Raw genomic sequence first — 19,431 nt, forward strand, 5'->3', positions numbered from 1 at the left:
CTGAACGTGATCGCAGCCCGCGAATTTAATTGTTCGGCGTTTGCACGGTGATCCGATAAGGGGCGAAAAGCGCTGCCAGCTCACCGCTGTCGCGCAGGCGCTGCATCAACTGGGTGAAGACTTCAGCGCGGATCGGCGCACCAGGACGCAGCAGCGCGTAGTGATGGTAGACCTGATCGACCCGATCCGAGGCCAGCAGCTCGCTGCCCTTGGCCGGGTTGCGCTTGAGGTAGTCACTCAGGTACGAGCGGGTCACCAGGGCAATGTCCGCACGCTCGCGTTGCACCATCGACAGGTTGCTGTCGTGGGAATAGGAGAGGATGGCCCGGAAGGTCTTCTTCAGGTATTCAGGGTCGGGATTGAAATCGGCAAACGCGTAGTGATAGCCATTGAACAACGCCAGGCGCTTGCCTTTGAGGTCATCGAAATAATGCTGGTCACGCCCTGCCTGACGATGGGCGACGAAGATCTCGGCATCTTCCAGGCCCATGTCGACTACCGTGTGCGGGATCTGCTGCCAACCCCATTGCGGGTTCTCGAAGATCGCCATGTCGGTGCGACCCTGCTGGAAATCACCAAAACGACGCGGGATCGAGGTCGGCACCAGAACGAAACGGTAACCGGCCTGGAGCTGGTTCAGTGCCTCGGCGAGCTGCGGCAACAGCCCCGTATCGGCCCCCTGCTCCGGACGCACCGTATAAGGCGGGAAATGCGCGGCCCCGATCCGCACCTCCACCATTTCGGCGGCACGGGCCGAGCCCGCCAGCCACAGTGCAGCGAGCATCATCAGGGATGACAGGGCCTTGAGGGCGGGCAGTGGCGTCAAGTGAGGCACTCAAATCACGGGCGTGGACCTTGATGCGCCTAAGCTAGGCGTTTTCCTGTCAGGGCACAACCGCTGGTTATGCCAAAATAGCGGCATTCTGCCAGGGGATGCCGTAAGGGTTCTGGATTGGCTACGCTCTAGGGTCTGTCTGAAATGTGTCTGCGCGAAGGCCAGACAAGGCGAAACGGGGGGAGGAAGCGGAGTGTACTGGAGTACATGAGCATTCCGAGCCCCGTTTCAACGCAGTATGGGCGAGTGCAGATACATTTCAGACAGACCCTAGGGGCCCGCGGCCCTGGCCCATGCCTAACGCCGCGGACCACAGCGTCTTGCAAGGGAGCCTGGTATGGGCCATTGGCTGGTCATCGACCTGGAAGCTACGACCGACGACGGTGGCTGGCCGGTCACCGAGATGGAAATCATTGAAATCGGCGCAAGCCTGGTCACCCGCGAAGGCCGCGAGGTCGATCACTTCCAGCGCTTCGTCAAGCCGCGGCGGCGTCCGCAGTTGACACCGTTCTGCCGCGAGCTGACGCACATCGGCCAGGCCAGTATCGACAGCGCCGCACCGTTCGCCGAAATCTGGGCGCAGTTCGAGCGCTGGCTCGGTCATCACCAGGCGCAGTTGCAGGCCTGGGTCAGTTGGGGCGACTACGACCGCCAGCAGTTGTTGCAGGAATGGCAGCAGCATCAGGTCAGCAGCCTGCTGGCGCAGTTGCCGCACATCAACCTCAAGCAGCGCTTTGCCAAGGCCCGCCACCTGCAGCGCCCCACCGGCCTGAACGGTGCGCTGCAACTGGCGGGCATGCAGTTCGTCGGCCAGCAGCACCGGGCGCTGGAGGATGCACGCAATACCGCGCGGTTGCTGCCCTTGAGCCTCACCTGAAAGCAGATGACGACCGCGCAGGGCTTGGGCATACTGGCCAGCCTTTTTTCAGCCCTTCTGTTCAGGAGTCGCCCATGTTCCAGGTCAACGAGTACTTCAACGGCACCGTCAAGTCGATCGCCTTCGCAGGCGAAGAAGGTCCGGCCACCGTGGGCGTGATGGCCCCGGGCGAATACGAGTTCGGCACCGCCAAGCGCGAGATCATGCACGTGGTCTCCGGCGCCCTGATCGTCAAGCTGCCAGGCAGCGACAACTGGGAAACCTTCAACGCCGGCGACAAGTTCAATGTGCCTGCCGACAGCAAGTTCCAGCTGCAGGTCAAGGTCGATACCGCCTACCTGTGCGAGTATCGCGACTAAGCATCAGGCTCTTCGCGGGCTTGCCCGCGAAGAATCCAGCGCTAACCCTTCAGAAACCCCGCCACCTTCTCAGCCGCCGCCTGCAGATGCTGCTCATGGCTGAACCCTGAAGCTTTCAGCGGCTTCAGATCATGATCCCCCGCCACCAGCCAGTTCACCTCGATTGCCGGTGACAGCGCATATCGCTCAACCGCCTCCCGATTCCCCAGCGCATCCCGCTCGCCCTGCACGATGAGCGTCGGAGTCTTCAGCTCGGCCAGATGCTCGACCCGCGGCTTCTCCGGCTTGCCCACGGCATAGAACGGATACCCAAGGCACACCAGCGCATCCACCTGCAGCTCATCGGCCAGCAAACTGGCCATGCGCCCGCCCATCGACTTGCCGCCAATGGCCAAGGTGCCCGTGACCAATGGTCGCACCTGCCCATACACCTCGCGCCAGCACTCGAGCAGCACCTTCTGCGGATTGGGCGGACGCTTCCCGCCGTTTATCCGGCGCTCGGCCATGTAGGGAAATTCGAAGCGGATCACCCCGACCCCAAGCCCCGCCAGCCTTTGCGCGATCTCGTCCATGAACGCGCTGTCCATCGGCGCACCGGCGCCGTGGGCCAGGATCAGGCTGCAGGAACGCCCCTGATCGCCCCGGATTTGCGGAGGATCGACGCGCAAGCCTGGGACATTTCCCACTTGGGCCCATTGATCCCCGTCAATACCGGCACATTGCCCATCTTTCATGCTTGCCTCGCTGTTTAGCCTGCCTATAACCGTGGATGGGAACCCATACATGAACACAACCAGCAGTACCGCCTACAACTACAAGGTGGTCCGCCAATTCGCCCTCATGACGGTGGTGTGGGGCATCGTCGGCATGGGGCTCGGCGTCTTCATCGCCGCGCAACTCGTCTGGCCGAGCCTCAACTTCGACCTTCCGTGGACCAGCTTCGGTCGTCTGCGACCGCTGCACACCAACGCGGTGATCTTCGCCTTCGGTGGCTGTGCCCTGTTCGCCACCTCCTATTATTCGGTGCAGCGCACCTGCCAGACCATCCTCTTCGCGCCAAAACTGGCGGCCTTTACCTTCTGGGGCTGGCAACTGGTGATCCTGCTGGCAGCGATCAGCCTGCCACTGGGCTACACCAGCTCCAAGGAATACGCCGAACTGGAATGGCCGATCGACATCCTGATCACCATCGTCTGGGTCTGCTACGCCATCGTGTTCTTCGGCACGCTGATGAAACGCACCACCAAGCACATCTACGTGGGCAACTGGTTCTTCGGTGCCTTCATCCTCACCGTGGCGATCCTGCACATCGTCAACAACCTGGAGATGCCGGTCAGCCTGACCAAGTCGTACTCGGTCTACGCCGGGGCCACCGACGCCATGGTGCAGTGGTGGTACGGCCACAACGCCGTAGGCTTCTTCCTGACCGCAGGCTTCCTGGGGATGATGTACTACTACGTGCCCAAGCAGGCAGAGCGTCCGGTGTATTCCTATCGCCTGTCGATCGTGCACTTCTGGGCGCTGATCACCCTGTACATCTGGGCCGGCCCGCACCACCTGCACTACACCGCCCTGCCCGACTGGGCCCAGTCACTGGGCATGATCATGTCGCTGATCCTGCTCGCACCGAGCTGGGGCGGGATGATCAACGGCATGATGACCCTCTCCGGCGCCTGGCACAAACTGCGCAGCGACCCGATCCTGCGCTTCCTCGTGGTGTCGCTGGCGTTCTACGGCATGTCGACCTTCGAAGGCCCGATGATGGCGATCAAGACCGTCAACGCCCTCTCTCACTACACCGACTGGACCATCGGCCATGTCCACGCCGGCGCCCTGGGCTGGGTGGCTATGATCTCCATCGGCGCGCTGTACCACACCATTCCGAAGGTGTTCGGCAAGCAGCAGATGCACAGCATCGGCCTGATCAACGCGCACTTCTGGCTGGCAACCATCGGCACCGTGCTCTACATCGCCTCGATGTGGGTCAACGGCATCGCCCAGGGCCTGATGTGGCGTGCGGTCAACAGCGACGGCACGCTCACCTACTCGTTCGTCGAAACCCTGGTGGCCAGCCACCCCGGCTTCATCGTGCGCTTCGTCGGCGGGGCGATCTTCCTCAGCGGCATGTTCCTGATGGCCTGGAACACCTGGCGCACCGTGCGTTCGCCAGCGCTTGACGCCGCCCCTGCGAACGCCCAGCTGGCTTGAGGAGACACGCCTGATGAAACATGAAGTCATCGAGAAAAACGTCGGCCTGCTGGCCTTGCTGATGGTGTTCGCCGTCAGCATCGGCGGCATGACGCAGATCGTCCCGCTGTTCTTCCAGGACGTCACCAACAAGCCGGTCGAGGGCATGAAGCCCTACACCGCGCTGCAACTGGAAGGCCGCGACATCTACATCCGCGAAGGCTGCGTGGGCTGCCATTCGCAGATGATCCGCCCATTCCGCGCCGAGACCGAACGCTATGGTCACTACTCGGTGGCCGGTGAAAGCGTGTGGGACCACCCCTTCCTCTGGGGCTCCAAGCGCACCGGCCCGGACCTGGCCCGCGTCGGCGCACGCTACTCCGACGACTGGCACCGCGCACACCTGTACAACCCGCGCAACGTGGTACCGGAATCGAAGATGCCGGCCTACCCGTGGCTGGTCGCACAGCCGGTCGACAACAGCCACACCGACACCAAGCTGCGCGTATTGCGCACCCTCGGCGTGCCCTACACCGACGAAGACATCGCCGGTGCCCGCGACGCGGTCAAGGGCAAGACCGAGATGGATGCGCTGGTCGCCTACCTGCAGGTGCTGGGCACCTCGATCAAGAACAAGAGGTAAGCACGATGGAATTCGACATCGGCATGATCCGCGGCCTCGGCACCCTGGTGGTGATGATCGCCTTCATCGGCCTGTCGCTCTGGGTGTTCAACCGCCGCCGCGACCGTGATTTCGCCGAAGCGCGCCTGCTGCCCTTCGACGACGACCGCCTGCCCCCTGCCGGGCAGGAACCTGCCATGAGGAGTAACGGGCAATGACCACCTTCTGGAGTACGTACATCAGCGTACTGACCATCGGCAGCCTGATCGGCCTGACCTGGTTGCTGCTCGGCACCCGCAAGGGCCAGAGCAACAACACCACCGACCAGACCATGGGCCATAGCTTCGACGGCATCGAGGAGTACGACAACCCGCTGCCCAAATGGTGGTTCTGGCTGTTCGTCGGCACCCTGGTGTTCTCGGTCGGCTACCTGATCCTCTACCCGGGCCTGGGCAACTGGAAAGGCATCCTGCCCGGCTACGAGAATGGCTGGACCCAGGTCAACGAATGGCAGAAAGAAATGGACAAGGCCGACGCCCGCTTCGGGCCGATCTTCGCCAAGTTCGCCGCCATGCCGGTGGAGGAAGTGGCCAAGGATCCGCAGGCATTGAAGATGGGCGCACGCCTGTTCGCCTCCAACTGCTCGGTGTGCCATGGCTCGGACGCCAAAGGGGCCTACGGCTTCCCCAACCTGACTGACAAGGACTGGCGCTGGGGCGGTGAACCCGAGACCATCAAGGCCTCGATCATGAACGGCCGCCATGGCGTGATGCCAGGCTGGGCCGAGGTCATCGGCGAACAGGGCGTGGCGGATGTCGCAGGTTTCGTGCTCACCAACCTCGATGGCCGCAGCCTGCCTGAAGGGGCCAAGGCCGACGTGGCCAAGGGCAAGGAGATCTTCGCCAGCAACTGCGTGGCCTGCCATGGGCCGGAAGGCAAGGGCACCCCCGCCATGGGCGCACCCGACCTGACTCACCCGCAGGCGTTCATCTACGGTTCGAGCTTCGCCCAGTTGCAGCAGACCATCCGCTATGGTCGCCAGGGCCAGATGCCGGCTCAGGCCGAGATCCAGGGCAACGACAAGGTGCACCTGCTGGCGGCTTACGTGTACAGCCTGTCCCATGATGAAAACGCTGAAACGCTGACAACCAAGTAAGTACCCCTGCAAATCCCCCCTGTGGGAGCGGCGACTCGCCCTCCCACAGGGGTGCGCCGCTCCCCCTCCCTTGCACCCCCTCCGAACGGAACTAAGCTTGTTGCCACAGTGGCCTCGCGTTGCAGCGATGGCCTCGACGCGGCGCATTGCCTGACGCCGCGCGCGAAAAAGACATCGAAAAAAAGCTTGACCGATCGATCAGAAAAAGGTGAAAAACGGTACACATTACAGATATTTATTTGTGTACAATCGTTCGACCCGAAACGCCACGGGACGGTGGTGGGAAGGGTATGGACACGGGTCGGCGCAGGGTACCTTGCGTTGCCATAGCCATTGCGGCTATCGAGACTGGCGCCGATTTTTCCACCAACAAGAACACCTAAACCGTGGAACCTTAGCATGAGCACAGCAATCAGTCCGACTGCTTATAACTATAAGGTCGTCCGCCAGTTCGCCATCATGACGGTGGTCTGGGGGATCCTTGGCATGGGCCTCGGCGTCTTCATCGCATCGCAGCTGGTGTGGCCGCAGCTCAACTTCGACCTGCCCTGGACCAGCTTCGGACGCCTGCGACCGCTGCACACCAACCTGGTGATCTTCGCCTTCGGCGGCTGTGCCCTGTTCGGCACCAGCTACTACGTGGTGCAGCGCACCTGCCAGACCCGGCTGATCTCCGACGGCATGGCCGCCTTCACCTTCTGGGGCTGGCAGGCGGTGATCCTCGGCGCGCTGATCACCCTGCCGATGGGCTACACCACCACCAAGGAATACGCCGAGCTCGAATGGCCCATCGCAATCCTGCTGGCCATCGTCTGGGTCACCTATGCAGTGGTGTTCTTCGGCACCATCGTCAAGCGCAAGACCAAGCACATCTACGTGGGCAACTGGTTCTACGGCGCCTTCATCGTGGTCACCGCGATGCTGCACATCGTCAACCACATCTCGCTGCCGGTCAGCCTGTTCAAGTCGTACTCGGCCTACGCCGGTGCCACTGACGCGATGATCCAGTGGTGGTATGGCCACAACGCCGTGGGCTTCTTCCTCACCACCGGCTTCCTGGGGATGATGTACTACTTCGTGCCCAAGCAGGCCGAGCGTCCGATCTACTCCTACCGCTTGTCGATCGTGCACTTCTGGGCGCTGATCACCCTGTACATCTGGGCCGGCCCCCACCACCTGCACTACACCGCCCTGCCCGACTGGGCGCAGTCGCTGGGCATGGTGATGTCGATCATTCTCCTGGCCCCGAGCTGGGGCGGCATGATCAACGGCATGATGACCCTCTCCGGTGCCTGGCACAAACTGCGCACCGACCCGATCCTGCGCTTCCTGGTGGTGTCGCTGGCGTTCTACGGCATGTCGACCTTCGAAGGGCCGATGATGGCGATCAAGACGGTCAACTCGCTGTCGCACTACACCGACTGGACCATCGGCCACGTCCACGCCGGCGCCCTGGGCTGGGTGGCGATGATCTCCATCGGCGCGGTGTACCACATGATTCCGAAGCTGTACGGCCGCGAGCAGATGCACAGCGTCGGCCTGATCAATGCGCACTTCTGGCTGGCGACCATCGGCACCGTGCTGTACATCGCCTCGATGTGGGTCAACGGCATCACCCAAGGCCTGATGTGGCGCGCGATCAACGATGACGGCACCCTCACCTACTCCTTCGTCGAAGCGCTGCAGGCCAGCCATCCGGGCTATATCGTCCGCGCACTGGGCGGCGCCTTCTTCGCCTCGGGCATGCTGCTGATGGCCTACAACGTGCTGCGCACGGTACGCGCTGCCAATCCGGCGCAGGCCGATGAAGCCGCCAAGATCGTCGTCGTGGGAGCGCACTGATGAAGCATGAAGCAGTCGAGAAGAACATAGGCCTGCTGGCCTTCTTCATGGTCATCGCCGTGAGCATCGGCGGCCTGACGCAAATCGTCCCGCTGTTCTTCCAGGACGTCACCAACAAGCCGGTCGAGGGCATGAAGCCGCGCACCGCGCTGGAGGTCGAAGGGCGCGACATCTACATCCGCGAAGGCTGCGTAGGCTGCCATTCGCAGATGATCCGTCCGTTCCGTGCCGAGACCGAACGCTATGGCCACTACTCGGTGGCCGGTGAAAGCGTGTGGGACCACCCCTTCCTCTGGGGCTCCAAGCGCACCGGCCCGGACCTGGCCCGCGTCGGCGGACGCTACTCCGACGACTGGCACCGCGCGCACCTGTACAACCCGCGCAACGTGGTGCCGGAATCGAAGATGCCCGCTTACCCATGGCTGGTGGAAAACCACCTCGATGGCAAGGATACGGCCAAGAAGCTCGAAGTGCTGCGCACCCTCGGCACGCCCTACACCGACGAAGACATCGCCGGTGCCCGCGATGCGGTCAAGGGCAAGACCGAGATGGACGCCCTGGTGGCGTACCTGCAAGGCCTTGGCACCCTCATCAAGAGCAAACGGTGACGCTGATGGATATCGGGATGATTCGCGGCCTGGGCACCGTCGTCGTGCTGGTGGCCTTCGTGGGCCTGGCGCTGTGGGTGTTCAGCCCGCGGCGCAAGAAGGATTTCGACGAGGCCACGCAACTGCCCTTCGCGGATGATCCCGAGGCCAGCCGGCATGTCGAGCACGCGCAAAAGAATGCTTCTGGGAGCAAACAACAATGACAACCTTCTGGAGTCTGTACGTCACCGTCCTGACCCTGGGCACCATCTTCGCCTTGACCTGGCTGCTGCTGTCGACCCGCAAGGGCCAGCGCGAAGAGATCACCGATGAAACCGTCGGCCATGCGTTCGACGGTATCGAGGAGTACGACAACCCGCTGCCCAAATGGTGGTTCTGGCTGTTCGTCGGCACCATCGTCTTCGCCCTCGGCTACCTGGCGCTGTATCCGGGCCTGGGCAACTGGAAAGGCATCCTGCCAGGCTATACGTACCTGGATAACGACAAGCAGACCGAATTCAGCAATGGCCAGTCGGGCTGGACCGGCGTGCACGAATGGGAAAAGGAAATGGCCAAGGCCGATGCCCGCTTCGGGCCGATCTTCGCCAAGTTCGCGGCCATGCCGCTGGAAGACGTCGCCAAGGATCCGCAGGCCCTCAAGATGGGCGCACGCCTGTTCGCCTCCAACTGCTCGGTGTGCCATGGTTCGGACGCCAAGGGAGCGTACGGCTTCCCCAACCTGACCGACAGCGACTGGCGCTGGGGCGGCGAACCGGAAACCATCAAGACCACCATCATGAATGGCCGTCATGGTGTGATGCCGGCCTGGGCCGAGGTGATCGGCGAGCAGGGCGTGGCGGACGTTGCCGCCTTCGTGCTGACCAACCTGGACGGGCGCAGCCTGCCCGAGGGCATCAAGGCCGACGCGGCCAACGGGCAGAAACTCTTCGCCGCCAACTGCGTGGCCTGCCACGGCCCTGAAGGCAAGGGCACCCCCGCCATGGGCGCACCCAACCTGACTCACCCGCAGGCGTTCATCTACGGCTCGAGCTTCGCCCAGCTGCAGCAGACCATTCGTTACGGTCGCCAGGGACAGATGCCCGCCCAGGCTGAAATCCAGGGCAACGACAAGGTGCACCTGCTGGCGGCTTATGTGTACAGCCTGTCGCAGCAGGCGGAGCCGACTCAACCAGCTGAGTAAGCCTGGGCTGGCCTCATCGCGGGACAAGCCCGCCCCCACAAGGCTGGTGCAGTACTTGTAGGAGCGGGCTTGCCCGCGATGAGGCCGGCAAATGCACCACTGGCTGACCTGGATCAATTGACACTCGCCATAACACGATTCAAACGACCACCCAACGCGACTAAACGTCGCAGCCAAGCCCTACCCTGCCATCACAGGCGTATCATGGGCCGCAGAGCGCCAACACAGGCGCGCGACCACGGCCGGCATGCACTGGCCCTGGCATTTCTCCACTGCCGTGGGACTTGATGATGAGCAAGCAGATTCCGGTACATGACGTCACCCCGCCTGCCAACAAAGGAAAGGATTCCGTCGACCTCTACGCCTCTCGAGAGAAAATCTATACCCGCGCCTTCACCGGCGTGTTCCGCAGGTTGCGCATGGTCGGCGGCGCATTGCTGTTCCTGCTCTACTTCGGCACCGTATGGTTGAACTGGGGCGGGCACCAGGCCGTCTGGTGGAACCTGCCCGAACGCAAGTTCTACATCTTCGGCGCCACCATCTGGCCGCAGGACTTCATCCTGCTGTCGGGCATCCTCATCGTCGCCGCCTTCGGCCTGTTCTTCATCACCGTGTACGCAGGCCGTGTCTGGTGTGGCTACACCTGCCCGCAGAGCGTGTGGACCTGGATCTTCATGTGGTGCGAAAAAGTCACCGAGGGCGACCGCAACCAGCGCATGAAGCTCGACAAGGCGCCCATGAGCGGCAACAAGTTCCTGCGCAAGCTGGCCAAGCACAGCCTGTGGCTGCTGATCGGCTTCGTCACCGGCCTGACCTTCGTGGGTTACTTCTCGCCAATCCGCGAACTGGCCATCGAATTCTTCACCGGCCAGGCCGATGGCTGGGCCTATTTCTGGGTCGGCTTCTTCACCCTCGCCACCTATGGCAACGCCGGCTGGCTGCGCGAACAGGTGTGCGTGTACATGTGCCCCTACGCGCGCTTCCAGAGCGTGATGTTCGACAAGGACACGCTGATCGTCTCCTACGACCCACGCCGCGGCGAAGCCCGTGGCCCGCGCAAGAAAGGCGTCGACTATAAAGCCCAGGGCCTGGGCGACTGCATCGACTGCACGATGTGCGTGCAGGTCTGCCCCACCGGCATCGACATCCGCGACGGCCTGCAGATCGAATGCATCGGCTGCGCCGCATGCATCGACGCCTGCGACGGCATCATGGACAAGATGGACTACCCGCGCGGGCTGATCAGCTACACCACCGAGCACAATCTTTCCGGGCAGAAGACCCACATGCTGCGCCCGCGCCTGATTGGCTACGCCCTGGTGCTGCTGGTGATGATCGGTGCACTGGCCACCGCCTTCGCCACCCGCTCGCTGGTCGGCTTCGACGTCAGCAAGGACCGCGTGCTGTACCGCGAGAACGCCCAAGGCTGGATCGAGAACGTCTACAGCCTCAAGGTGATGAACAAGGACCAGCGCGACCACGTCTACGTGCTCGATGCCGCCGGCCTGCCTGGCCTGCAGCTGTCCGGGCAACGCGAGATCCGCGTGGCCGCAGGCGACATCGTAAGCCTGCCGGTGCAGCTGTCGGTCGCCCCCGAGAAACTGCCCTCGAGCACCAACGACATCACCTTCATCCTCAAGGATGCCGACGACAACGGCACCCAGGTTGAAGCCAAGAGCCGCTTCATCGGCCCACAGATCCGCTGAGAGAGACGTTCGACAATGACTGCCGCCACCGCCAACAGCCCCTGGTACAAGCACCTCTGGCCCTGGATCATCATCGGCATCCTCACCACCTCGGTGTGCCTGAGCCTGACCATGGTCAGCATCGCCGTGCGCAACCCGGACAACCTGGTCAACGACAACTACTACGAGGCAGGCAAAGGCATCAACCGCTCGCTGGACCGCGAGCTGTTGGCCCAGACGCTTGGTCTCAAGGCCAGCGTGCATCTGGACGACCTGACCGGCGAGGTGGAACTGCGCCTGACCGGCAACAGCGATCCGCAGACCCTGGAGCTGAACCTGATTTCGCCGACCCAGCCGGACAAGGACCGCAAGGTCCAGCTTGCCCGTAGCGAAACCGGGCGCTATGTCGGCCAGCTCGACGACAAGGTCGAAGGCCGACGCTTCGTCGAGTTGCTGGGTACCGAGAACGGCCAGGTATGGCGCCTGTTCGAGGAAGAGAAGGTCGAGCATGGCGTGACCTTGCAGTTGGGCGACGAAGCCCTGCAAGGCGCCGAGCATCAAGAATGAACCGCTGCAACAGCACCGACCCCGTGGGAGCGGGCTTGCCCCGCGATAGCGTCAGCCCAGGCAATGATGTTGTCCAGGTGATCGCCATCGCGGGGCAAGCCCGCTCCCACAGGTTTTGCGCTGTTGCCCACGGCCAGGCATGACCCCGATGACTCAACCCACTCCCTGCTACCACTGCGCCCTGCCCGTCCCCGCCGGCAACCGCTTCAGCACCGTGGTACTCGGCCAGCCCCGGCAGTTCTGCTGCCCTGGCTGCCAGGCAGTCGCCGAAGCCATCGTCGCAGGCGGGCTCGAGCACTATTACCAGCACCGCAGCGAGACCAGTGCCAACCCCGAGGCACTGCCGCGGCAGTTGCAGGACGAACTGGCGCTGTACGACCGTGCCGACGTCCAGCAGAACTTCGTGCAGCACCAGGGCGCCCTGGCCGAAACCACCTTGATGATCGAAGGCATCAGTTGCGCGGCCTGCGGCTGGCTGATCGAGAAGCACCTGCGTAATCTCGAAGGCGTTGGCGAGGCGCGCCTGAACCTGTCCAACCACCGCCTGCACGTCAGCTGGAACGACGGGCAACTGCCGCTCTCGCGGCTGATCGCCGAACTGCGCGGCATCGGCTACGCCGCCCACCCCTACCAGCCCGACCAGGCCGCCGAGCAACTGGCCCGGGAAAACCGCACGGCGCTGCGACGGCTCGGCGTAGCGGGCCTGCTGTGGTTCCAGGCGATGATGGCGACCATGGCGACCTGGCCGGAATTCAACATCGACCTGTCGCCCGAACTGCACACCATCCTGCGCTGGGTCGCGCTGTTCCTGACCACGCCGATCGTGTTCTACAGCTGCGCACCGTTCTTCAAAGGGGCTGCTCGTGACCTGCGCACCCGCCATCTGACAATGGATGTCTCGGTATCGCTGGCCATCGCCCTGGCCTATGGCGCCGGGATCTGGACCGCAATCACCGGCAGCGGCGAGCTGTACTTCGATACCGTGGGCATGTTCGCCCTGTTCCTGCTCACCGGCCGCTACCTGGAGCGGCGCGCCCGCGAACGCACGGCAGCGGCTACCGCGCAACTGGTCAACCTGCTGCCGGCCTCGTGCCTGCGCCTCGACGAGCAGGGGCGTGCCGAACGCATCCTGCTGGCCGAGCTGGTCCGCGGCGATCATGTGCAGGTCCTGCCGGGCGCGGTGATTCCCGCTGACGGTCGTATCCTCGAAGGCCGTTCGAGCATCGACGAATCGCTGCTCACCGGTGAATACCTGCCCCAGGCCCGACGGGCTGGCGACCGGGTCACCGGTGGCACGCTCAACGTCGAGAGCGCCTTGACCGTAGAGGTCGACGCCCTCGGCCAGGATTCGCGCCTGTCGGCCATCGTGCGCCTGCTCGAACGCGCACAGTCGGAAAAGCCACGCCTGGCGCAGATTGCCGACCGCGCCTCGCAGTGGTTCCTGTTGTTCAGCCTGGCTGCGGCGCTGGCCATCGGCCTGTGGTGGTGGCACCTCGATGCCGAGCGCGCGTTCTGGATCGTCCTGGCGATGCTGGTCGCGACTTGCCCCTGCGCGCTCTCGCTCGCCACCCCGACCGCCCTGACCACGGCCACCGGTACCCTGCACAAACTTGGCCTGCTGGTGACCCGCGGCCACGTGCTCGAAGGGCTGAACCAGATCGACACCGTGGTGTTCGACAAGACCGGCACCCTGACCGAAGGACGCCTGGCCCTGCGCAGCATCCGCCCGCTGGGCAGCCTTGCGCCTGACCGCTGCCTGGCCCTGGCAGCCGCCCTGGAGAACCGCTCGGAACATCCCATCGCCCGTGCCTTCGGCCACAGTGCCGAACCTGCCGACGATGTCCAGGCCGTACCTGGGCTGGGCCTTGAGGGCCAGGTCGACCAGCAGCGGCTGCGCATCGGGCAGGCCGCCTTCGTCTGCGCCCTGAGCGGCGCCGAAGTGCCGGCGGTACCCGAGCCCCGCGGGCAGTGGCTGCTCCTGGGTGACCGCATGGGCCCCCTGGCCTGGTTCGGCCTTGACGATCGCCTGCGTGACGATGCCAGCGAGTTGCTGGCCGCGTGCAGGACGCGCGGGTGGCAGACCTTGCTGCTGTCGGGCGACAGCTCGCCGATGGTCGGGGAAGTCGCCGCGCAACTGGGCATCGACCAGGCCATCGGCGGCCTGCGTCCGGACGACAAGCTGGCCCGGGTCAAGGCCCTGCAGAGCGAAGGACGCAAGGTGCTGATGCTCGGTGACGGCGTCAACGACGTGCCGGTGCTGGCCGCCGCCGACATCAGCATCGCCATGGGCTCGGCCACCGACCTGGCCAAGACCAGCGCTGACGCCGTGCTGCTGTCCAACCGCCTGCAGGCACTGGCACAGGCTTTCGACCTGGCGCGCCGCACGCGCCGTAACATCCTCGAGAACCTGCTCTGGGCAACGCTGTACAATGGCCTCATGCTGCCCTTCGCCGCGCTGGGCTGGATCACGCCGGTGTGGGCGGCGGTCGGCATGTCGGTGAGCTCGCTGATCGTGGTGCTCAATGCCCTGCGCTTGACGCGCATGCCAACCGTGCAGGCTGCTAATGCTGCCCCTCGTCCCGTCATGGCCTGAGCAGGAATCGCCGATGCCCGCCCTCTATGTGATGATCCCCGCCGCCCTGCTGCTCGTCGGCGTGGCGGTATACATCTTCTTCTGGGCCGTGGACAGCGGCCAGTACGATGACCTCGAGGGCCCTGCCCACAGCATCCTGTTCGACGATCAGGACCCGCGCCACCAGGCCGCGGTGAAACCCGAAGAAGCCAAGCCCGAACAGCCCGACGACAAGGATCCCACCCCGCGTGTCTGACCTGCTCCCGCTGCTCGGTTCCGCCCTGGTGCTCGGCCTGCTGGGCGGCGGCCACTGCCTGGGCATGTGCGGCGGCCTGATGGGCGCCCTGACCCTGGCCATCCCGCCCGAACAACGCGCCCGCCGCCTGCGCCTGCTGGTCGCCTACAACCTCGGCCGCGTGCTCAGCTACGCGGCCGCCGGGCTGCTGCTGGGCCTGGCCGGCTGGGCCCTGGCCAGCAGCCCTGCCGCCCAACTGCTGCGAGTGGTGGCAGCCTTGCTGCTGATCGCCATGGGCTTGTACCTGGCCGGCTGGTGGAGTGGGCTGACCCGGATCGAGGCCCTGGGCCGAGGCTTGTGGCGACAAATCCAGCCGTTGGCGTCGCGTCTGCTGCCGGTCTCGAGCCTGCCGCGGGCCCTGCTGCTCGGCGCACTGTGGGGCTGGCTGCCCTGCGGGCTGGTCTACAGTACCTTGCTGTGGGCGGCGAGCCAGGGCAACGCCGCGCACAGCGCCGCGCTGATGCTGGCATTCGGTATCGGCACCTGGCCAGTGTTGCTGGCCACGGGCCTGGCCGCAGAACGGGCCAACGCGCTGCTACGGCGGCGCAGCGTGCGCATGGCGGGCGGAGTGTTGGTGATGCTGTTCGGCCTGTGGACGCTACCTGGGCCGCACCAGCACTGGCTGATGGGGCATTGATCGCCTGAGAGTGTTGCACCAGGTGACTGCCGACTCGGCTTGATACAAGTCAAGACCCCTTCCTACAGACATATCTAGACTCCGGGCACTGCTGCTCTATCTGGGGACTGCCCACATGCTCGACGACCTACGTTGGGATGCCGACCTGATCCGTCGCTACGATCTGGCCGGACCACGCTACACCTCCTACCCGACCGCCGTGCAATTGCATGGCGAAGTGGGTTCGTTCGACTTGCTGCATGCCCTGCGCGAAAGCCGCCGTGCGGTGCGCCCGCTGTCGTTGTACGTGCACGTGCCGTTCTGCGCCAACATCTGCTACTACTGCGCCTGCAACAAAGTCATCACCAAAGACCGCGCCCGCGCCGCGCCCTACCTGCAGCGCCTGGAGCAGGAGATCCAGCTGATCGCCTGTCACCTCGACCCCAAGCAACGGGTCGAACAACTGCATTTCGGCGGTGGCACTCCCACCTTTCTCAGCCATGTGGAACTGCGCCAGCTGATGACCTGCCTGCGCCAGCATTTCAACCTGCTGGATGATGATTCGGGTGACTACGGCATCGAGCTCGACCCGCGCGAGGCCGACTGGTCGACCATGGGCCTGCTGCGCGAGCTGGGCTTCAACCGTGTCAGCCTCGGCGTGCAGGACCTGGACCCGGCCGTGCAGCGAGCGATCAACCGCCTGCAGAGCCTGGAGCAGACCCGCGCTCTGGTGGAAGCCGCACGCACCCTGCAATTCCGCTCGGTGAACCTCGACCTGATCTACGGCCTGCCACGCCAGAGCCCGGAAGGTTTCGCCCGCACCGTCGAGGAGGTGATTCGCCTGCAGCCAGACCGCCTGTCGGTGTTCAACTATGCGCACCTGCCCGAACGCTTCATGCCCCAGCGACGCATCGACGCCGCCGAGTTGCCAGCCCCGGCCGCCAAGCTGGAAATGCTGCACAACACCATCGAGCAACTCACTGCCGCCGGCTATCGCTATATCGGCATGGACCACTTCGCCCTGCCCGACGATGAACTGGCCATCGCCCAGGAGGAAGGTACCCTGCAACGCAACTTCCAGGGCTACACCACCCACGGTCATTGCGACCTCGTGGGGCTGGGGGTTTCGGCTATCAGTCAGATCGGCGATCTCTACTGCCAAAACAGCAGCGACCTGAACACCTACCAGGACACCCTCTCCAGCGCCCAACTGGCGACCCAGCGTGGCCTGCTGTGCAATCAGGATGACCGTGTGCGCAGGGCCGTGATCCAGCAACTGATCTGTCATTTCGAACTGGACTTCGAGCAGATCGAGCAGGCTTTCACCCTGGACTTTCGTGGTTACTTCAAAGGGCTCTGGCCGCAACTGCAGGCCATGCAGCGTGACGGTCTGATCACTCTCGACAGCCGCGGTATCAAGGTGCTGCCGGCAGGTCGGCTGCTGGTGCGCTCGGTCTGCATGGTGTTCGATGCCTACCTGGACCTGCACAATCGCCAACGTTTTTCCCGGGTCATCTAGTCGGTTTTTCCGAGACGTTACACCGCATGGACAGTCCGCCTTGTCAGGCACACCATGGATTGGTAGAAGGCGCCCGAACTCATCCGCGCAGGGTGCCGCCAAGCCGCACCAAAAAAGTGCAGGCTGGCCTCTAGTCCAGCTGTGGGTTACCCTTACAGCTTATGTGTGCTTTATCACAAGGATCGAAAGAAATGTCCGAGCCAGTCAAACTGCGCCCTCACAGCCAGGCCCATTGCAAGGATTGCAGCCTGGCCCCTCTGTGCCTGCCCCTGTCGCTCAATCTCGAGGACATGGACGCACTGGATGAAATCGTCAAGCGCGGCCGCCCACTGAAGAAGGGCGAGTTCCTGTTCCGCCAGGGTGACAATTTCGGCTCGGTCTACGCTGTACGCTCCGGCGCCCTCAAGACCTTCAGCCTCAGCGATGCCGGCGAAGAACAGATCACCGGCTTCCACCTGCCCAGCGAACTGGTCGGGCTATCGGGCATGGACACCGAAGCCTATCCGGTCTCGGCCCAGGCCCAGGAAACTACCTCGGTCTGCGAAATCCCCTTCGAACGCCTCGATGAGCTCTCGGTGCAACTGCCGCAACTGCGCCGCCAGCTGATGCGGGTGATGAGTCGCGAGATCCGCGACGACCAGCAGATGATGCTGCTGCTGTCGAAAAAGACCGCCGACGAGCGGATCGCCACCTTCCTGGTCAACCTCTCGGCACGCTTCCGCGCCCGCGGTTATTCGGCCAACCAGTTCCGCCTGAGCATGTCGCGCAACGAGATCGGCAACTACCTGGGCCTGGCGGTGGAAACCGTGTCGCGCGTGTTCACCCGCTTCCAGCAGAACGGCCTGCTCAAGGCCGAAGGCAAGGAAGTGCACATCCTCGACCCGATCCAGCTGTGCGCGCTGGCCGGTGGTGCGATGGAGGTCTGATCGCTGCCACGGCAGGGTATACTGACGCCACGTTTTTCCAGGATACCCGCCCCATGCACAGCGACACCTTCGACCTCAAAGCCCTGATCCGTCCGGTAGTGGACTTCCCCAAGCCGGGCGTGATCTTTCGTGACATCACTCCGCTGTTCCAGTCGCCACGCGGGCTGCGCTATGTCGCCGACCAGTTCATCGAGCGCTATGTCGAGGCCGAGTTCAGCCACATCGGTGCCATGGATGCACGGGGTTTTCTGATCGGCTCGATCATCGCCCACCAATTGAACAAGCCGCTGATCCTGTTCCGCAAGCAGGGCAAACTGCCGGCCGACGTACTGTCGGAGCCCTACCAGACCGAATACGGCGAAGCCTTCCTGGAAGTGCATGCCGACAGCCTGTGCGACGGCGATTCGGTGCTGATCTTCGATGACCTGATCGCAACTGGCGGCACCCTGCTCGCAGCCGCCAACCTGGTGCGCCGTACCGGGGCCAAGGTATTCGAGGCTGCAGCGATCATCGACCTGCCCGAGCTCGAAGGCTCGCGCCGCCTGCAAGCCGCCGGGGTGCCGACCTTCTGCCTGACCGAGTTTTCGCTGTCCGAATACTGATCAGCGACCGGGCCGAACCCGAGTCCTCGGGTTCAGCCCAGCCGTTGGAAGACCAGCGCCTTCAACCCGCCTTGTGGGTCGGCATCGGGAAACTCCGGTGGATTCTCGAGACGCTGGACAAAGGCCAGCTGCGGCGCCTGCTGCGCCATGCCGTCGATGAGAAATTCCGGGCCGATCGCCGGATCGTTCACGCAGGCCAGCACTGTCCCGCCCTCACTCAGCAGTTCAGGTAAACGACGCAGGATCTTGGCGTAGTCCTGGGTGAGCACGAAGCTGCCGCGCTGGAAGGTCGGCGGGTCGATGATGATCAGGTCGTACGGGCCGTACTTGCGCACCTTGCCCCACGACTTGAACAGCTCATGCCCGAGATAAGCGACGCATGACGCATCATGGCCATTGAGGCGGTGGTTCTCGCGCCCACGCGACAGCGCCGACTTGGCCATGTCCAGGTTCACCACCTGCTGTGCGCCACCGGCGATGGCCGCCACAGAGAACCCGCAGGTGTAGGCGAAGAGATTCAGCACCCGCTTGCCCGCCGCCTGCTCCCGCACCCAGCGGCGACCGTAGCGCATGTCCAGGAACAATCCATTGTTCTGCCGAACGCCCAGGTCCAGCAGGTACTTCAAGCCGTCCTCGATCACCTCGCGCTGCTGGCAGGGCTCGCCGAGCAGCCACTGACCAGGGCTGTCGGGCAGGTAGCGGTGCTGCAGCAGGATCGCCTGGCCGCTCCATTGCGGGCGCTCGGCGAGGGCACGCAGCATCGCCTCGAGTTCGGCCAACTGGCCATCGGGCGGCTCGCGGAACAGCGCGACCAACAGCACCCCGTCGAGCCAGTCGACGGTGATCTGCTCCAGGCCCGGCCAGCAACGGCCACGGCCATGGAACAGACGACGGGTTTCGACAGGCGCGGGGTCGAGGGCGGTGAGCAGGTGCTGCTCCAGAGTGTGAATCGGGGAGGTCATGGCGGGCCGTATAGCGAAAAA

General features: G+C 64.0%; 21 protein-coding genes. 18 read left to right on the top strand and 3 right to left on the bottom strand.

Annotation, left to right across the window (positions count from 1 at the left end; translation table 11 throughout):
• Nucleotides 1-25 precede the first annotated feature (25 nt).
• A complete protein-coding gene (locus AB688_RS19900) occupies nt 26-826 on the bottom strand; it encodes a substrate-binding periplasmic protein (protein ID WP_063545643.1) in 801 nt (266 codons plus the stop codon).
• A gap of 346 nt (nt 827-1,172) precedes the next feature.
• Here AB688_RS19900 and AB688_RS19905 point away from each other — a divergent pair, with 346 nt between their 5' ends.
• On the top strand, nt 1,173-1,712 hold the full coding sequence (locus tag AB688_RS19905) for an exonuclease domain-containing protein (protein WP_063545644.1): 540 nt from the start codon (nt 1,173-1,175) through the stop codon (nt 1,710-1,712).
• Between the two features lie 74 nt (nt 1,713-1,786).
• On the top strand, nt 1,787-2,071 hold the full coding sequence (locus AB688_RS19910; RefSeq protein WP_054894773.1) for a pyrimidine/purine nucleoside phosphorylase: 285 nt from the start codon (nt 1,787-1,789) through the stop codon (nt 2,069-2,071).
• 41 nt (nt 2,072-2,112) lie between these two features.
• Here AB688_RS19910 and AB688_RS19915 read toward each other — a convergent pair whose 3' ends face one another.
• Nucleotides 2,113-2,805, bottom strand: coding sequence for an alpha/beta family hydrolase (locus tag AB688_RS19915; protein ID WP_063546847.1), 693 nt, complete (start codon nt 2,803-2,805; stop codon nt 2,113-2,115).
• A 49-nt stretch (nt 2,806-2,854) separates the two neighbouring features.
• Here AB688_RS19915 and ccoN (AB688_RS19920) point away from each other — a divergent pair, with 49 nt between their 5' ends.
• The 16 genes from ccoN (AB688_RS19920) to AB688_RS19995 all read left to right on the top strand — a co-directional run bounded on the left by ccoN (AB688_RS19920) (nt 2,855) and on the right by AB688_RS19995 (nt 18,448).
• Nucleotides 2,855-4,279, top strand: a complete 1,425-nt coding sequence (gene ccoN / locus AB688_RS19920; protein ID WP_063545645.1) for a cytochrome-c oxidase, cbb3-type subunit I — start codon at nt 2,855-2,857, stop codon at nt 4,277-4,279.
• A 13-nt stretch (nt 4,280-4,292) separates the two neighbouring features.
• Nucleotides 4,293-4,901, top strand: coding sequence for a cytochrome-c oxidase, cbb3-type subunit II (ccoO, locus tag AB688_RS19925; protein ID WP_063545646.1), 609 nt, complete (start codon nt 4,293-4,295; stop codon nt 4,899-4,901).
• A 5-nt stretch (nt 4,902-4,906) separates the two neighbouring features.
• A complete protein-coding gene (locus AB688_RS19930; protein WP_054894769.1) occupies nt 4,907-5,098 on the top strand; it encodes a cbb3-type cytochrome oxidase subunit 3 in 192 nt (63 codons plus the stop codon).
• Nucleotides 5,095-6,036 (top strand): cytochrome-c oxidase, cbb3-type subunit III, encoded by a 942-nt coding sequence (gene ccoP, locus AB688_RS19935; protein ID WP_063545647.1) that lies wholly within the window; start codon nt 5,095-5,097, stop codon nt 6,034-6,036. The genes AB688_RS19930 and ccoP (AB688_RS19935) overlap by 4 nt, the downstream gene beginning before the upstream one ends.
• Nucleotides 6,037-6,435: 399 nt before the next feature.
• Nucleotides 6,436-7,878: a cytochrome-c oxidase, cbb3-type subunit I gene (gene ccoN / locus AB688_RS19940; protein ID WP_054894767.1), complete on the top strand. Its 1,443-nt coding sequence runs from the start codon at nt 6,436-6,438 to the stop codon at nt 7,876-7,878.
• On the top strand, nt 7,878-8,486 hold the full coding sequence (gene ccoO / locus AB688_RS19945) for a cytochrome-c oxidase, cbb3-type subunit II (RefSeq protein ID WP_054894766.1): 609 nt from the start codon (nt 7,878-7,880) through the stop codon (nt 8,484-8,486). Before ccoN (AB688_RS19940) ends, ccoO (AB688_RS19945) begins: the two co-directional genes overlap by 1 nt.
• 5 nt (nt 8,487-8,491) lie before the next feature.
• Nucleotides 8,492-8,689 carry a CcoQ/FixQ family Cbb3-type cytochrome c oxidase assembly chaperone gene (locus AB688_RS19950; protein ID WP_054894780.1) on the top strand — a complete coding sequence of 66 codons (198 nt, stop codon included), beginning with the start codon at nt 8,492-8,494 and terminating at the stop codon, nt 8,687-8,689.
• On the top strand, nt 8,686-9,666 hold the full coding sequence (gene ccoP, locus AB688_RS19955) for a cytochrome-c oxidase, cbb3-type subunit III (protein ID WP_063545648.1): 981 nt from the start codon (nt 8,686-8,688) through the stop codon (nt 9,664-9,666). The genes AB688_RS19950 and ccoP (AB688_RS19955) overlap by 4 nt, the downstream gene beginning before the upstream one ends.
• A 290-nt stretch (nt 9,667-9,956) precedes the next feature.
• The gene (ccoG, locus tag AB688_RS19960) at nt 9,957-11,372 is read left to right on the top strand and encodes a cytochrome c oxidase accessory protein CcoG (protein WP_063545649.1); all 1,416 of its coding nucleotides are present in this window, start codon (nt 9,957-9,959) and stop codon (nt 11,370-11,372) included.
• Nucleotides 11,373-11,387: 15 nt separating this feature from the next.
• The gene (locus tag AB688_RS19965; RefSeq protein WP_054894763.1) at nt 11,388-11,918 is read left to right on the top strand and encodes a FixH family protein; all 531 of its coding nucleotides are present in this window, start codon (nt 11,388-11,390) and stop codon (nt 11,916-11,918) included.
• A 148-nt stretch (nt 11,919-12,066) separates the two neighbouring features.
• Complete coding sequence (locus tag AB688_RS19970; protein WP_063545650.1) at nt 12,067-14,511, top strand: heavy metal translocating P-type ATPase; 2,445 nt, start codon at nt 12,067-12,069, stop codon at nt 14,509-14,511.
• Between the two features lie 13 nt (nt 14,512-14,524).
• The gene (gene ccoS / locus AB688_RS19975; RefSeq protein WP_054894761.1) at nt 14,525-14,746 is read left to right on the top strand and encodes a cbb3-type cytochrome oxidase assembly protein CcoS; all 222 of its coding nucleotides are present in this window, start codon (nt 14,525-14,527) and stop codon (nt 14,744-14,746) included.
• The gene (locus tag AB688_RS19980; RefSeq protein WP_063545651.1) at nt 14,739-15,422 is read left to right on the top strand and encodes a sulfite exporter TauE/SafE family protein; all 684 of its coding nucleotides are present in this window, start codon (nt 14,739-14,741) and stop codon (nt 15,420-15,422) included. Before ccoS ends, AB688_RS19980 begins: the two co-directional genes overlap by 8 nt.
• 115 nt (nt 15,423-15,537) lie before the next feature.
• Nucleotides 15,538-16,920: an oxygen-independent coproporphyrinogen III oxidase gene (gene hemN / locus AB688_RS19985; RefSeq protein ID WP_063545652.1), complete on the top strand. Its 1,383-nt coding sequence runs from the start codon at nt 15,538-15,540 to the stop codon at nt 16,918-16,920.
• Between the two features lie 191 nt (nt 16,921-17,111).
• Nucleotides 17,112-17,846, top strand: coding sequence for a Crp/Fnr family transcriptional regulator FnrA (gene fnrA / locus AB688_RS19990; protein ID WP_054894758.1), 735 nt, complete (start codon nt 17,112-17,114; stop codon nt 17,844-17,846).
• A 53-nt stretch (nt 17,847-17,899) separates the two neighbouring features.
• Entirely contained in the window at nt 17,900-18,448 is a 549-nt protein-coding gene (locus AB688_RS19995; protein WP_063545653.1) for an adenine phosphoribosyltransferase, read from the top strand.
• A gap of 32 nt (nt 18,449-18,480) precedes the next feature.
• Here AB688_RS19995 and AB688_RS20000 read toward each other — a convergent pair whose 3' ends face one another.
• Nucleotides 18,481-19,410 carry a class I SAM-dependent methyltransferase gene (locus tag AB688_RS20000; protein ID WP_063545654.1) on the bottom strand — a complete coding sequence of 310 codons (930 nt, stop codon included), beginning with the start codon at nt 19,408-19,410 and terminating at the stop codon, nt 18,481-18,483.
• Nucleotides 19,411-19,431: the final 21 nt, after the last annotated feature.

Source organism: Pseudomonas putida (assembly GCF_001636055.1).
GTDB lineage: Bacteria > Pseudomonadota > Gammaproteobacteria > Pseudomonadales > Pseudomonadaceae > Aquipseudomonas > Aquipseudomonas machongensis.